Annotated in this window: 14 protein-coding genes; 3 read left to right on the top strand and 11 right to left on the bottom strand. The window is 47.0% G+C overall.

Annotated features, from left to right (window positions below):
- Nucleotides 1–99: 99 nt before the first annotated feature.
- Together KVT36_RS02835 and KVT36_RS02830 are read left to right on the top strand one after the other, a co-directional pair.
- Nucleotides 100–3,564: a SusC/RagA family TonB-linked outer membrane protein gene (locus tag KVT36_RS02835; RefSeq protein ID WP_217601960.1), complete on the top strand. Its 3,465-nt coding sequence runs from the start codon at nucleotides 100–102 to the stop codon at nucleotides 3,562–3,564.
- The gene (locus KVT36_RS02830) at nucleotides 3,565–4,905 is read left to right on the top strand and encodes a RagB/SusD family nutrient uptake outer membrane protein (protein ID WP_217601959.1); all 1,341 of its coding nucleotides are present in this window, start codon (nucleotides 3,565–3,567) and stop codon (nucleotides 4,903–4,905) included. It abuts the gene before it with no gap.
- A gap of 164 nt (nucleotides 4,906–5,069) precedes the next feature.
- Here KVT36_RS02830 and KVT36_RS02825 read toward each other — a convergent pair whose 3' ends face one another.
- The 7 genes from KVT36_RS02825 to ubiE form a co-directional block, all read right to left on the bottom strand.
- Nucleotides 5,070–5,426, bottom strand: a complete 357-nt coding sequence (locus KVT36_RS02825; protein WP_217601958.1) for a hypothetical protein — start codon at nucleotides 5,424–5,426, stop codon at nucleotides 5,070–5,072.
- Between the two features lie 42 nt (nucleotides 5,427–5,468).
- Entirely contained in the window at nucleotides 5,469–5,912 is a 444-nt protein-coding gene (locus KVT36_RS02820) for a MauE/DoxX family redox-associated membrane protein (protein ID WP_217601957.1), read from the bottom strand.
- A gap of 41 nt (nucleotides 5,913–5,953) precedes the next feature.
- Nucleotides 5,954–6,940, bottom strand: coding sequence for a helix-turn-helix transcriptional regulator (locus tag KVT36_RS02815; RefSeq protein ID WP_217601956.1), 987 nt, complete (start codon nucleotides 6,938–6,940; stop codon nucleotides 5,954–5,956).
- A gap of 237 nt (nucleotides 6,941–7,177) precedes the next feature.
- On the bottom strand, nucleotides 7,178–8,506 hold the full coding sequence (locus KVT36_RS02810) for a DNA mismatch repair protein MutS (protein ID WP_217601955.1): 1,329 nt from the start codon (nucleotides 8,504–8,506) through the stop codon (nucleotides 7,178–7,180).
- Nucleotides 8,507–8,637: 131 nt separating this feature from the next.
- Nucleotides 8,638–9,984: a dihydroorotase gene (locus KVT36_RS02805; RefSeq protein WP_217601954.1), complete on the bottom strand. Its 1,347-nt coding sequence runs from the start codon at nucleotides 9,982–9,984 to the stop codon at nucleotides 8,638–8,640.
- Between the two features lie 193 nt (nucleotides 9,985–10,177).
- Nucleotides 10,178–10,885, bottom strand: coding sequence for a porin family protein (locus tag KVT36_RS02800; RefSeq protein ID WP_217601953.1), 708 nt, complete (start codon nucleotides 10,883–10,885; stop codon nucleotides 10,178–10,180).
- On the bottom strand, nucleotides 10,858–11,604 hold the full coding sequence (gene ubiE / locus KVT36_RS02795; protein ID WP_217601952.1) for a bifunctional demethylmenaquinone methyltransferase/2-methoxy-6-polyprenyl-1,4-benzoquinol methylase UbiE: 747 nt from the start codon (nucleotides 11,602–11,604) through the stop codon (nucleotides 10,858–10,860). The genes KVT36_RS02800 and ubiE overlap by 28 nt, the downstream gene beginning before the upstream one ends.
- 72 nt (nucleotides 11,605–11,676) lie before the next feature.
- Here ubiE and yihA point away from each other — a divergent pair, with 72 nt between their 5' ends.
- A complete protein-coding gene (gene yihA / locus KVT36_RS02790) occupies nucleotides 11,677–12,318 on the top strand; it encodes a ribosome biogenesis GTP-binding protein YihA/YsxC (RefSeq protein ID WP_254639805.1) in 642 nt (213 codons plus the stop codon).
- 164 nt (nucleotides 12,319–12,482) lie between these two features.
- On the opposite strand, the gene KVT36_RS02785 is transcribed toward yihA, so the two are convergent.
- From KVT36_RS02785 to KVT36_RS02770, 4 genes are all read right to left on the bottom strand, one after another.
- Complete coding sequence (locus tag KVT36_RS02785) at nucleotides 12,483–12,959, bottom strand: ribonuclease H-like YkuK family protein (protein ID WP_089906195.1); 477 nt, start codon at nucleotides 12,957–12,959, stop codon at nucleotides 12,483–12,485.
- A gap of 145 nt (nucleotides 12,960–13,104) precedes the next feature.
- Nucleotides 13,105–13,485 (bottom strand): CoA-binding protein, encoded by a 381-nt coding sequence (locus KVT36_RS02780; RefSeq protein WP_217601951.1) that lies wholly within the window; start codon nucleotides 13,483–13,485, stop codon nucleotides 13,105–13,107.
- 58 nt (nucleotides 13,486–13,543) lie between these two features.
- Nucleotides 13,544–14,401, bottom strand: coding sequence for a TIGR01777 family oxidoreductase (locus KVT36_RS02775; protein WP_217601950.1), 858 nt, complete (start codon nucleotides 14,399–14,401; stop codon nucleotides 13,544–13,546).
- 79 nt (nucleotides 14,402–14,480) lie between these two features.
- On the bottom strand, nucleotides 14,481–14,987 hold the full coding sequence (locus tag KVT36_RS02770) for a GbsR/MarR family transcriptional regulator (RefSeq protein WP_089906193.1): 507 nt from the start codon (nucleotides 14,985–14,987) through the stop codon (nucleotides 14,481–14,483).
- Between the last annotated feature and the right edge of the window lie 42 nt (nucleotides 14,988–15,029).

Here is a 15,029-nt window from a genome sequence, read left to right as displayed (position 1 = left end):
ATACATGTAAGTTATATTGGTGAAAATAATCATCCTGTTCAAATAACTCTGGCAATAAAGAATAACCATATGTGGTTTGCAGCCCTGCGTTTTAATTTAATGCTACTGTTGCTATGGGTGTGCCTTGCAAGCACTGCCCCAGCTGCGTTTGCGGGTAACACAATTCTTTTTCAGCATACAGATAAGGTAACCCTCTCTGCAGACCAATGGCCGCTGCGGGAAGTATTAAAAGCCATGAACAGGCAAACCGGTTATTATTTCTTTTATTCCGCCGACCTGGTTAACAACAATGAAAAAGTAACGCTGCATGTAAAGGAAGCTTCTGTTGAAAATGTGTTGCAACAATTACTGAAGGGAAAGGGATTGATCTGGGTGTTTAATGGTAACACGGTTATAATAAAAAAGGCTCCACCGGCCGTGCCCTCCACTACCGGCACACTACGCGATTCATTATTGACATTCCTCAACGGGCAGGTTACAGATATAAATGGTACACCATTAGCCGGGGCCACCGTATTGGTGGACGGTACGCCCAAAGGCGCTACCACCAATGAACAGGGCCGGTTTGTAATTAACGGCATCACCCGCCCCATAACCCTGCAGGTAAGTTATGCAGGTTACCTGAAACAACAGCTGCGGTTAAATGAAGCAGGTAATGTGCAGGTCCGTTTGCAAAAAGAGATCCTGGACATTACCAGCGTATCCGTAGTAGCCACCGGTTACCAAACCATTCCAAGGGAGCGGGCTACCGGCTCTTTTGTAAAGCTGGATAATGAGCTGCTGAACCGTAAAGTGAGCACCGGCATCCTGGACCGCTTAGATGGGGTGGCCAGCGGCGTATTGTTTGATAAACGCGATGCCGCCAGCACCAGGATCCAGATCCGCGGCTTGTATACCCTTACCTCAGCCATTGCACAACCTTTAGTGGTGGTGGACAATTTTCCTTATGAAGGGGATATAAATGATATTAATCCCAATGATGTAGAGAACATTACCATCCTGAAAGATGCGGCTGCAGCCTCCATCTGGGGCGCTAAAGCAGGTAACGGGGTAATTGTGGTCACCACGAAAAAAGGGCGCTATGATCAGGCGCCCCGCATATCTTTTAACTCCAATGTAACGGTGATCAATAAACCGGAATTATTCCGCTTACCGCAAATGCCCGCTTCCGATCTTATTGACCTGGAAGAATTTTTATTCAGCAAAGGATTTTACAATGGTGTTATTAATGACAGGCGCTACCCACCCGTAACACCCGTGGTAGGCCTGCTGGTAAAGGAGCGGAACGGGCAATTGTCGGCAGCTGAAACCCAGGCCGCCATTGACAAATTACGTGGTATAGATGTACGAAACGATTTCCTGAAATACATTTACCGGCAGGGCGTGAACCAGCAATACGCTGCCAATGTAAGCGGCGGCAGCAAAAAGGTAAAATACTTTTTCTCCACCGGGTATGATAAGAATAGCACCAATTTAGTGGGCAACACCTACCAGCGTGTAACCCTGCGTACAGATAATACCTGGCAGGCCACCCGCAAACTGCAGGTACAGGCAGGTATTCAATATACACAGCATGATGATACCAACAACAGCACCGGCCCTTATAACAGCAATGCCTATAAGCTGGGCACGCGCGCATTGCCGCCTTATAGCCGGCTGGCGGATGATAACGGTTATCCTTTAACCCTGGATACCCGCTACGCAGGTACCTATACAGATACTGCCGGGCATGGCCTGCTGCTGGACTGGAAGTACCGCCCCTTGCAGGAGCTGGCCCTGAACGATAATACCTCCCGCTCACAGGTGCTGATCGCTAACCTGGGATTGCAGTATAATTTTTCCAATACCATAAGTGCAGAGGTAAAATACCAATACCAGCGTGCAGACAGGAATAGCCGTGCTTATTACAGCACACAAACCTTTTTTACCCGGGACCTTATTAACCGCTATTCGCAGATCCATGGTGACAGTGTAACCTACATAGTACCCAATGCCCCTATCACAGACCGTTCCACCAGTTTGCAGCAGGGGCATATGTTACGCGGGCAGTTAAATTTTAATCATACCTGGGCGGGCAAACACCAGGTAGCAGCTATTGCCGGTGCGGAGCTGCGGCAGCTGCACACGGCAGGCAACAGCTACCGCGATTATGGTAATACTGTTGTAGACCTGCTCCGTTACTACCCGCTGTCCACCGGCCGTACGGCCACCATTCCATCTAATACAGAAATCGACGACCGCCTGGATCGTTTTACTTCCGTATATGCCAATGCGGCTTATACTTACGGTAACCGCTATACGTTTTCAGCCAGCGCGCGTAAAGATGCGTCTAATCTATTTGGGGTAAGGGCTAACCGGAAAGGCGTGCCGCTTTGGTCTGCCGGTGCAGCATGGAAAATATCTAATGAAAAATTTTATCGTGCAGGCTGGCTGCCTTACCTGAACCTGCGCCTTACCTATGGCTCCGGCGGTAATGTGAATAATGCCATTGCCGCACTGGCTACCATTTATAAGAATGATGCCTCTTTCCAGTTCACCAACCTGCCTTTTGCCACTATTATAAATGTAGCCAACCCGGAGCTGCGCTGGGAAAAAGTAAACACCCTCAATGCTGGGCTGGACTTTACTTTTAAAAACAACCGCATAAGCGGCAGTATTGAATATTACCGCAAACAATCTGTAGATGTAATAGGCCTGGAAGCGCTGGACCCTACCACCGGCCTGGGTGCGGCGCTTACTAACTCAGCGGATATTAAAGGCCGGGGAGTAGAAGTGCAGCTGTATGGTAAAGCCATAAATACCGGCTCCTTTCAATGGCAAAGCAGCCTGCTGTTTAACTATGTGCATTATACAGTATCGCGGTATCTGCTGCCCCCGCTTACCAATGGTTTTGTGAATGACGGGGAAACAATTATCCCGCTACCTGGCTACAATCCTTATTTACTAGTGAGTTACAAATGGGCTGGTCTGGATCCCGCCACCGGCGACCCACGCGGGTATCTTAACAAAAGCATTAGTACGGATTATGCAGCATTGATAAAAAATCCGCTTACAGAACAGGTGATCCATGGCCCTGCATTACCCACTTATTTTGGGAATGTATTAAACACCTTTAGCTGGAAGAACATTTCCTTATCTGCCAACATCACTTACCGGCTGGGTTATTATTTCCGGCGTAATACCATTGCTTATAATACGCTGTTTGCAAGCGGTGCAGGCCATAGCGATTACCGGCAGCGCTGGCAGCAGCCGGGCGATGAAAGGTACACCAATGTACCATCCCTCGTATATCCTAACCCCGCTTACCGTGATCAGTTCTATACCAATTCATCCATCACGGTTGAGAAAGGAGATCATGTGCGCTGGGAAGATGTGCGTTTAAGCTACACCCTTAAAAGAGGAGTGAACAACCGCAGCTTCTTCAGACAGCTGCAGTTTTACACCTACATCACTAACCTGAATATATTGATCTGGAAAGCTAATAAAGCCGGCCTGGATCCGGACTTTCCATCCGGGCTGCGTGCACCGCGCGCCTTTGCATTTGGTATAAAAGCAGATTTTTAAATGAAAAGAACGTATATACGATACCGGTACATTATCATTGGGCTGCTGTTAGCCTCTTGTAAGCATTACCTGGATGCCAGGCCGGATGTAAAGCTGGAAGTGCCTGTAACCATCCAGGATCTGCAGCTACTGATGGACGATTATAGCATTATGAACAATACCTGGCCTGCTGCCGGTGGTTTACTGGCTGATAATTTTTACCTGGCCGAAGCCGACTGGAATGTTTTGCCGGAAAGCGACCAGGAGCTGTATATATGGCAAAGAACAGATCAGACCAACGATTACTGGAACGGTCCCTACCAGGCTATTTTAAACACCAATGTAGTGCTGGAAAATATTGACAAGGCACGCAGTACCGGTTCTGTAGAGGATTGGAATAACCTGAAAGGTACGGCCCTCTTTTTCCGGGCCATGTATTTTCATGCACTGGCGCAGCTGTTTGCCAAACCTTATGATGCAGCCACCGCCGCGCAGGACCCGGCTATTCCGTTACGCTACACCTCCAATTACAATGATCCTACAGTAAGGGCATCGGTAGCGCAAACCTATGACCGTATTTTATCCGACCTGAAAACTGCGCTTACTTTATTACCGGGAACACCTGCAATAAAAAGCCGCCCGAGTAAGCCGGCTGCTTATGGTGCACTGGCCCTTATATACCTGGATATGCGGGACTATGCCCATGCTGGCGCCTATGCAGATTCCTGCCTGCAATTGTATAACCGGCTGATAGATTACAATGAGCTGGATACCCTGGCAGATGCCACTGTTCCGCGTTTTAATGATGAAGTGATCTTTGAAATGATATCGCCTAATACAGGCGCGCTATTTCCGGCAGTGTGTAAAATAGATACCCTGCTTTATAATACCTATGCCGGGAACGATCTAAGAAAACGTATATGCTTTACCGGTAGCAGCTTTAAAGGTGATTATGCAGGTATGGGCGCTGACAATGGTTATATTTTTGCCGGTATTGTTACAGATGAAATGTACCTGGTACGTGCAGAGAGCAGGGCCCGTGCCGGGAATGCCACCCAGGCAATGAATGACCTGAATGCCTTGCTGGTAAAGCGCTGGCGGCAAGGCACCTTTGTGCCGCTCACAGCTGCAGATGCAACAGATGCGCTAAAGCAAATACTCCGTGAAAGAAAAAAAGAGCTGCTGTTCCGCAGCGCCCGCTGGGCCGATCTGCGCCGCCTGCAGCAGGAGCCAGATTTTGCAGTAACACCACAACGTATATTGAACGGACAAGCCTACACGCTGCCGCCCAACAGCGCACGTTATGTATTACAGATACCGGGCAATGTAATTAGTATGACGGGCATTGAACAAAATCCGTAAGAATGTAAAATGATAAATTTCAAACCGACGAAGGAGGTTCATAGAGACTGTTAAAAGACTTTATGAACGAGATAAATGTAAAATGTAAAAGTGAATGCGGCGGATAAGGTCATCGCTGCATTCACTTTTACATTTATTATTTATCATTTTACATTTAAAATTCTTTACGGTTTCTCCTTAAGAAACCCTCCCACAGAAGTACCACCTGTGTTGAAATACGTTACCAGCTGGTTATCCAGCGTGCTGCCCTGTGTAATTACCGGCAGGTGATTGTTGGTTAACGCCAGCACTGCGCACAGATTCACCGTACCGTTACAAACGTCAGATACATCAGTACCGGCTTCAATATAATTTCCTGCATTACGGGCTTCTCCAACATTAAAAGCAATATCGTCCCCGCCATCTGAATACAGGAACCACTGCGTAGTTGCAGGTTTTTTTATCAGTTTGTTGGCCTGGGTGTAAGACACTGCTGCTACGGCCAGCAGCACGGCTAATAAGCAAATAGAATTTTTCCTCATACAAAGAATTGAAGTTTTAATGAATTAATAAGCCTACTCTTTTTACTGGTTTTCAGCTTCGCCTGTTTTTATAGATGGCGGAACATGGTCATGTAACCGTATGCCCAGCAGCGCCAGTACAATAAACACAACGTTAAATACCAGGTGCTGCTGCCAGCTTAGCCGGCTAATAACGCCGCCACAGGAGCAGGGCAGCCTGGGCACAAAAAGGAGCATGTAGGAAAGGTAAGCGGTGAACGCCAGCATAAGCCCCAGGGATGCAAGCATACCTTGTTTGCGGGTAGCCGGCAGGAACAATAATAAAGCAACCAGTATTTCACCGGAAGGTATCAAAACCGCCATAATACTGGCATTACGGGCTATTAAAGGAGAGCTGCGCAGGAAATGTCTGAACACGGCAAATTCACCCAATTTGCTTAATGCGGTGTACAAAAACAGGAGAATAAACAATCCTGCAATGACTTCCGCCATCGTTTTTTTGGACATAGGTTTAAACGCTTGGTCAAAAAAGATTTGACGCTAATGTATTATTCCTCAGTGGCATAGCTTACCCCATTGGCCCGGTGCGACCGTGGGGAATAACCAAAGAACTTTTTAAAGTCCCTTGCAAAGTTGGTAGGCATGTAGCCCAGATCCGCCGCAATATTGGCTACACTTTTATTTGTATGCAGCAGCAGCTGCATGCTGCGCTCCATACGTTGTTTGTGATGGTAGCTCCATACAGTGGTCATGAAATATTTTTTGAAACCCTGCTTTAGCTTTGACTGGCTGATGCAGAAGCTGCGTGCCAGCTGCGCCAGGTCGGGCCGGGTATCCAGGTGGTTGGAGAGGTATACCTTAATGGTTTCAAACAGCTGGCTGTTGGCATCGCGGTAAGGACGGTCGCCGGAGGTATCCAGGTCTTCCAGTACCATGGCCTGTATTTCCAGCAGTTTGCCAAAAAGCTGCATTTCCGTTATTTTCTTCACAGGAGTGCTGTGATTAATATCTTCTATCAGCTGGTACAGCTTATTCCAGGTAATGCCGGAAAGCGGTTTGGGTGCGCCGTCTTTACTCAGGGTTTGATGCAGCAGTTTTTTAGCATGAAAAGAATCCGTGGCCATTTCTTCCAGCAGCGTGTAAGGGCTGTCTACCCCCCAGGATGCATACAGGCCGGGATTCAGGAATATTTCATGGGTGCCCTGGTGCAGCTGCAGCAGGTTATACTGCCCCTGGTACAGGCGTACGCGCTCCCTGCCATTAATACGGCAGTCTATGCTGCCTTGCATCATACAGTACAGTGTAGCGCCGGTTTCGTCGGGCTGCAGCAACAATTTTACCGGTCCTTTTACAAACATCCAGTGATGGGATACCACGCAGCCTCTTACGGTAATTTTCTGTTCCAGGATCACCGTTAACGGAGTGGAAATAAGCTGGCTTTGTGCAAAGGGATATTGGTAGTTCTTGTACTGTACCGGTATTTCATAGGTAACACTCACCAAATGTGCCGGCACATCCGGAAATGAATACTTCATGGGCTGTTAGTATTTAATGGTTAACATGATGAATAGATATGGTTTATGATCGTTACAGGTTTTTCATAGTATGCTGCAAAGCATTGCTACGAGGTTCATTCCAGAAAAAGCAGGTTCTCACACGGATACATAGGTTTTCATTTAATGGTCAAAAAAAGCAGAGGATAGCGATAAAATTAGTAGTTGCCACTGCTATTATTCTGCAGCAGCTCCTAAAAATCTTGTCAAAAATAAGCACTATTTTATTTCTTTCAGCAGGTCCAGCACTTTCTCCCGTTTCAGGATCAAATAACCGATCTTTTCACGTGCAATACCGTCTTTTAACTGGTAGGTAAAGTGCAGGTTATCCGCAATAACTTCCGATTCAAAGTACTTGAAAAGAATGTTCTTTTCTCCCTGCAGCTCTTCTGCCAGCTCATATAAATGGGTTGACAGAATGAACAAACAGTTAGAGCTGCGCAACAGGCCCTGTATCACAGCCAGGGAACAGTTCTTGGCATCTTCCACGTTGGTGCCCTTGAACATTTCATCTATCAGCACCAGCCAGTGACGGCCGTTACTGATCTTGATAATGGTGTTCTTAATGCGCTGCACCTCGCTGTAAAAATAGCTTTCTCCTTTAAAGATATTATCCTGCACCTGTATATTGCTGAAAATACCGTGAAAAAAGCTAAGCTTCATATGTTCTGCAGGTACGCCCATTCCAATATGCGCAAGAAATACAGCCACACCTACTGCTTTAATAAACGTGGTTTTGCCTGCCATATTGGCCCCGGTAAGGAATAAAAAACGGGATCGCGGATCCAGCTCAATGTCATAGGATACCGGCGCCTGTAAGATCATGTGATACAGCTGTTTAGCTGCTATAAAGGGGTGAGGGGTATCTTCAAATACAGGGAACTGCAGGTTATAATGTTTCACCGCTTTGGCCATGGCATAATAGGCATCCAGCTTTTTATACAGGTCCACCAGCTCCCAGAGGTGTTTTTTCTGGCGGCTGCGGATCAGGTTATCATAACGTAAGATCTGTATAAAGGAAAGCTGTTCCAGGGATTCTATGTGCAGCAGCTCCGTGAACTCCCGCTGCTGTAGCAGCTGTTGGGCCCTGTCCAGCAGCTGTTTAAGTATTTTTGGGGTAATATCTGTATTGAATAATTCTACCAGCTTGCGAAAACCTTTTATGAGGTTCATGAGCTGGGAGAACGAGAATTTAATGAACCCGTAATCCGGTGCATAAATGGTTTTGGTCATTACAGCGCTTAACAGCAGGCCGGGGCCGCCGGTGCTGGAAATGGGCGCTATCTGCGCTTCCAGGTAATTTTCAACCACTACAATAGTGCCGTTGGTAATGATCTCCGGCCACTGGGCTTGCTGGGTCAGTATGTATTGCAGCACCTGCTGCCTTTGTTCTATGGTTGCAATATCGGCCAGGGGAGCGCTGAACAGCTGCCGCAGGTATTCGCGGCCACCCGCAGTAGTGGTAAAGTCTAACCGGTGGAACAGTGAAAATTCTTCCTCACGGTTAAAAATAGATAGATCATAGTAGGTCGTCTTGTCCAGCTCCATGCAACCGTATTTTAATTTTAGTGAATATACGTTTTGTAAGGATGCAGGACAATCATATTTCCATAAAAGTTATTAGTAGTTAGCACAGCATTATGCATTTAACTAACTATCAATAATTACAGGTAAGTTTTTTATACCCGGAACGTAAGCCGGCGGCCCTGTACATTTTCATTGAACTGGCCGTTTTCCCAGGCCAGGTGGCCGCTTACAAAGGTGTGGGTAACGGCTGCCGGGAAAGTATGTTCTTCAAACGGGCTCCAGCCGCATTTATAATAAATATTGGGTTTATCTACCATCGTAGCCTGCTGCAGATCCACGATCACGCAATCAGCAAAATACCCTTCCCGCAAAAAGCCCCTTTCCTGTATGCGGAAACAGGTGGCAGGTGCATGGCTCATTTTTTCTACCATTTTTTCCAGGGTCAGGTTGCCTTTGCTTACATGTTCCAGCATCATCAGCAGGCTGTGTTGTACCAGCGGTACGCCGGAGGGCGCCTGCATATAGGGCTGCTGTTTTTCTTCCCAGGTATGCGGGGCAGGATCCGTGGCAATAATATCCAGCCGGTCATCCAGCAGGCCTTTCCACAGGGCATGTTTATTATGCTCCGCTTTAATGGCGGGGTTACACTTAATCAGGTTGCCGTAACGCGCATAATCATCGGCCGTAAAATATAAATGGTGTACACATACCTCAGCGGTTATACGTTTTTCTGACAGGGGCAGCATGTTGCTGAACAGCTGCAGCTCTTTTTCCGTTGAAATATGCAGGATATGCAGGCGGGAATTATGCTTTTGTGCAAACTGCACTGCCACTAACGAGGATTCAAAACAGGCTTCCTCATTGCGGATCAGCGGATGATCGGCGGCTGTAAGGTTTTCTTCTCCTTTTTCTGCCTGAAAAGCCGCCATGTTGGTACGGATGATCTTTTCATCTTCGCAATGCGTGGCAATAAGTAGCTCGCTTTGGGAGAATATTCTTTCCAGGGTCAGGTAATTATCTACCAGCATATTACCGGTAGAGGAGCCCATGAATATTTTTACACCGCACACGCGGTCTTTTTTAGCATTGGCTTTCAGCACTTCGTCCGCATTGTCATTGGCCACTCCCATAAAAAAGGAGTAATTGGCCAGCGAGCGTTGTGCGGCGATGTCATATTTTTCTTCCAGTATTTCCTGGGTAAGGGCGGCCGGTTTGGTGTTGGGCATTTCCATAAAGCTGGTAGTGCCGCCGGCTACAGCTGCACGCGCTTCAGTATAAATGTTGGCTTTATGGGTAAGGCCGGGTTCGCGGAAATGTACCTGGTCGTCAATAACCCCGGGCAGCAGGTGTTTTCCTTCCCCGTTTATCTCTTTGTAATTAGCATCCAGGGTGATCTGTGGAGCTATTTTTTCAATGCGGTCGCCTTTGATCCATACGTCCTGTACCGTAGTACGTCCTTCATTTATGACTGCAATATTCCGGATGAGATAATTTTGCATGCGGCAAAGATAATAAGTTGGCAGTTAGCAAATAGCAGTTAGCTGTTGGCGGTTAGCAGTTAGCAGCCGGGGAATAAGTTCAATAGTAAAGTAGCAGGCATCGCTGGCAATGAAAAATATAGCCAACAACAAGAAACAATCTTCGCGGACTTGCCAACAGCTAACAGCTAATTGCTAACTGCTAGTTGTGCAACTATCCTTCCAGGTGTATAGAAAACACAAACATCCTGGATTGCATTTTCTCAACCACATTGGAGTAGCGGAGGTCCTTGTTTTGTACATGCACATTGCCCAATCCGTTACTGATCTTAATTTCAGGGGAGAAGATGAAGCTTTCAAAGTAAAACTCAAAACCGGCGCCTAGTTCATAACCATAATCCGTAGTGCGGATCTTGGGCAGGTTATCATCGCGGCGGGCGCGGGCATTGGCAGCCAGGTCATAATCAAACTTTAAACCGGCAATCGTATATACGCGCATGTTACCTATGCGGTCCGATTTAAATTTGATCTGAACGGGAAAGCTTAAGAGAATGGATTCTACCTTTTTAGTGGTTTCCTGTACCGGGTACAGCTCTTTATAATAGAGGTTCTTGGAAGCAAATACCAGCTGCGGGTTAAAACGCAGGTCAAAATACTGGCTCAGGCGGGCATTGGCCAGCAGGCCCAGGTTAAAACCCATGGTGCGTAAAGGTTCTACCACCATAATGGAATCGTCCTTCAGGAAAGCCTGCGACTGCATCAGCTTAAAATTGGAATTATTGGCCGCCAGGGTAATACCAAAATAATAAGGTTTGGCATCATGCTCCAACATGTTCATCATTTGCTGGGCGCACACGGTTGTTGGCTTCCATAGGACTATGAAAAGGGATAGGATCAGCGCGTTGCGCAGTAAATTGAACATATGCCGAAAGTGAGCGTTTTGCATGTAACCGACTGGAAACCAGTGTTAGTTAAAATATTGCACATTACCTGCCCCTGTGGAAAAGCCTTCACTGAATCCGGCAGGTAGCTGTAAGCTGCCTGGCTTTTCGCAATCCATTTTCCCAGGAGTGGTGTTATATAACGAAAATACAGATTATATAATTGTTTAATGGGAAAAACTGTTGGATTTGAAAATTCAAGGATTACCAGTTTTCCGCCTGGTTTCAGTACGCGGCACATTTCTGAGAGCCCTTTTTCCAGGTTTTCAAAGTTGCGCACGCCAAATGCCACCGTTATGGCATCAAACGTCCTATCAGGAAAAGTTATTGTTTCACTGTCGCCCGCCTGCAGGGTTATTTTATTTTCCAGTCCCAGCTTAACTATTTTTTGCTGCCCGAATTGGAGCATGCCTTCGGAGATATCTATCCCCGTTATATGATCCGGTTGCAGCAGCCGGTTGGCCATAATGGCAAAATCACCGGTACCGGTGGCCACATCCAGCATTTGTTTGGGTTGCAGGGTTTTCAGCTGCCGTAAAGCTTTTTTGCGCCACAGCACATCAATTCCCATGGACATAAAATGGTTCAGGAAGTCGTAACGGAACGCAATATCATTGAACATGGCCGCTATTTGCTCCTTCTTGCTTAATTTTGACTCCGCATACGGAACTACCTTCTGAACATTCGCTTTATCTGACATAGGGGGCAAAGGTAGTAAATGTGTAAATATGCAGCTGTGCCAATGTGCAGATGCATGCTATTTTAAACTTCCATGGACTATGGCCCATGGAGCATGTACTTTATAATGATCATCAAATCAGCAGCATACATTATCAGTAACGTGGACTGGCAAAAGTGCCCCGCACCCAATTTGCCGGAATACGCATTTATAGGCCGTTCCAATGTGGGTAAATCTTCCCTGATCAATATGCTGGCCAACTACGATAAGCTGGCAAAAACATCCGGTACGCCGGGTAAAACGCAGCTGATCAACCACTTCGTTATAAACGATGCCTGGTACCTGGTGGATCTGCCGGGTTACGGGTTTGCCAAAGTAAGCCAGTCGCAGCGCCGGCAATGGGAGCAAATGATTGAGAATTACCTGCGTAAAAGGGAGAACCTGGTAAATGTATTTGTGCTGATAGACAGCCGCCATACACCCCAGAAGCTGGATATTGACTTTATTAATCAGCTGGGTAAATGGGAAGTACCTTTTAACCTGGTGTTTACCAAAGCCGATAAAAATACCCAGGCCGAAACCAGCAAAAATGTAAAAGCCTTCCTCAATAAGCTGCGCGAAGAATGGGAATTCCTGCCGCAGCACTTTATTACCTCTACCGTTAAAAAATCAGGCCGCGACGCCATCCTGGGCTTTATTGATGAAATGAACGCACAGTTCAGGACAACGGTATAAGGTTATACAAAACCTTGTTATGCAGTTGTTTTAGCCTGTAATAAATTGGGATACCGGAGTTATAAGAATGTGTGCCGGAGCTGGCTGGAATAGGGGAGACAAACCTACCGGACGCGTAACCACGTCCAAAAAACAGGGGTTAAGATCTACTTACTTTTTCACGGTCAGTTCACTACCTTATTGGCGCAGCTGCTGCTGGCAAAGGCTTCCGGCTTGGCTTTAAAGGCAAAGCCCATACCCAGTATGTAACCCATGGCTTCACGTAAGGCCAGGTTACTTTTAAACTGGGGATTGGTGTTAATGTCGGCATGCACTTCCATGTCCACATCATACTCCGTGAAAAGATCGCACAGCTCATAGGCAATTTCAATGCTCTTGGCCACTTCGATCAGCATGCGTTCCTTAATGGAATACACATCCCTTGTTTTTTCGTTGTGGATGAACATAAAACCGCCGTGCCCTTCCCGCAGGAAAACGATCACAGTAGCAAATTCAGTTTCTACGCCCTTCACCTGTGAATCGGTGCCAATGCAAACCTTCAGTCTGAAACCACGGCCTGTTTCACGGATAATGGCCTCGCGCACCTCATCCTTAATAGGTAAGTGAATGGGGTCGCCATTGAATCTTCTCCATTTAAACATGTGAGTATAATTAAAAAGTGAATAGGCGTTGGTGTTATACGCGCTTAGTCGGTTACGGAAAGCCAGTCTGTAATTATAGCCTTGCAGAAATGGGGAATGGATGGATCCAAAAATGTCAACCGAATATACGAAAAAAAGTAACAGGTTAATATTGCCCGGTGCTTAGCATAACCAGGGTGCAGGCTTCTATGGGCTCAATACCATTTTTAATGGCCAGCTGCTCCAGCTCGGGGTTTTCAGTACCGGGGTTAAAAATGATGCGCTTGGGATGCAGTTGCAGAATATAATCATAATAGGCCGGCTGCCGTTGGGGATTCAGGTACAGGGTAATGGTGTCTACCGCTTCTACTGCCGGATGTTCTTTGATCACCGGCGTATCACCGATCTTTTCATCCTTTAAACCAATGGCTACCACCGGATGCCCGTGCGCAGCTAACCGCGATACGGCCAGGTAGCTGTATCGTTGCGGATTAGCAGAGGCGCCAATAACGACGGTTAACTTTTTATTATTACTGTTGATAGCCATAAAACTAAGTTAAGGCAATTACCTGGAAAACGGGGCGGCCTGATGTTATAATAATGTCTTAAAATAAATGATACGCCTTGCGTGGCAGCTGCTGCAAAATACTTTCAAATGCCGGCTGCAGGTATGGGTATTGAAACGTAAAGCCGGCCTGCGTGATCCTTGCCGGCAGCACCCAGCGGCTTTTTAACAGCAGCTCTGTTTCCGTACCTATCATACCTGCGCCTATGGCCAGCATCCAGGCAGGGGCGGGCAGGCCAATATAATACCCGCCGGCTTTGCGCAGCATTTGCATAAATGTTTTGTTAGGTACAGGATTGGGCGCGCTGCAGTTAAAAGTACCGGATAGCTGCGGCTGTTCGTATAACCAGGCAATCATACGGCATACATCGGTAATGTGCACCCAGCTAAACATTTGCCGTCCGTTACCCTGGTATCCGCCCAGCCCGAATTTCATGAGGTTCAGGTAAGGCGCCATCACACCACCCTGGTGGCCCAATGTAATGGCTATACGTAAAATAATTTTCCGTGTATGGGGCAGCGTTATATCATTAAAGGTCTGTTCCCATTTTTTGCAAACCTGTACGGAAAAACCGGTCCCTGTTTCGCCGGTAAATTCATCCATGGGCCGGTCTTCTGCATGCCGGTAAATAGTGGCAGATGCGGCATTTACCCACAAACGCGGTGGGTGTGCCAGGCTGCGGATGGCATCCCCTAATACAGTAGTAGCGTTGGTGCGGCTGTCGAAGATCTCTTTTTTATTGCGTTCCGTATACCGGCAGTTCACACTCTTACCGGTAAGATTGATCAGCAGGTCTGCGTTTTCCAGCTGGTTTACCCAGTTACCCAAGGTTTGGCCATCCCAGTGTACATAGGTGGTGCGGCCCTGACCGGGTTTGGGATGGCGGGTAGGCGCCACCGGCTACCACGATCTTTTTATGTTGTAATATCGGTTTCATAACTTTCAATAATTATTGAAATATTGTGATAAAATTTTTTTACTTGAAGATCTTCAGCAGCGTACTATAAAACCAGCTTTCTTCAGACTTTACAAAAGAGTTGATGGTTTTATCCGTATGATGCGCAAACTTGTTGATGTTCTGAATGGAATCTTTGAAAGACTTTACATATTTATCTTTTGCTTCGCCTTCCACATCCTGCAGCTGGTTCAGCACTTTCATAATGGGGTCCAGCTCCCGTTTCTTCCGCTCTTTGGCAATGTAGGTAGCTACTTTCCAGATATCTTTTTCTGCGGAGAAAAATTCGCGGCGTTCTCCGGGCACCAGGATGCGTTCTACCAGCCCCCAGTTAATGAGCTCCCGCACGTTCATATTGGTATTGCCCCGGGAAATGTTTAGCTCCTGCATAATTTCATCTGCGCTCAGGGGATCAGGCATAATAAGCAGCAGCGCATGGATCTGCGCCATGGTGCGGTTAATGCCCCATTGCGCGCCCAGTGAGCCCCAGGTTTGGATAAATTGTGCTTTTGCTTCTGCCAGTTTCATAAGCTTCCCTTTTCAAAACCGAAGATAAGAGAAGTTTTTGAA

The organism is Chitinophaga sp. GbtcB8, assembly GCF_019091455.1.
Classification (GTDB): Bacteria; Bacteroidota; Bacteroidia; order Chitinophagales; family Chitinophagaceae; genus Chitinophaga.
The sequence above is the reverse complement of the archived record's forward strand: the minus strand, read 5'-3'. Positions and strand labels throughout refer to the sequence as shown.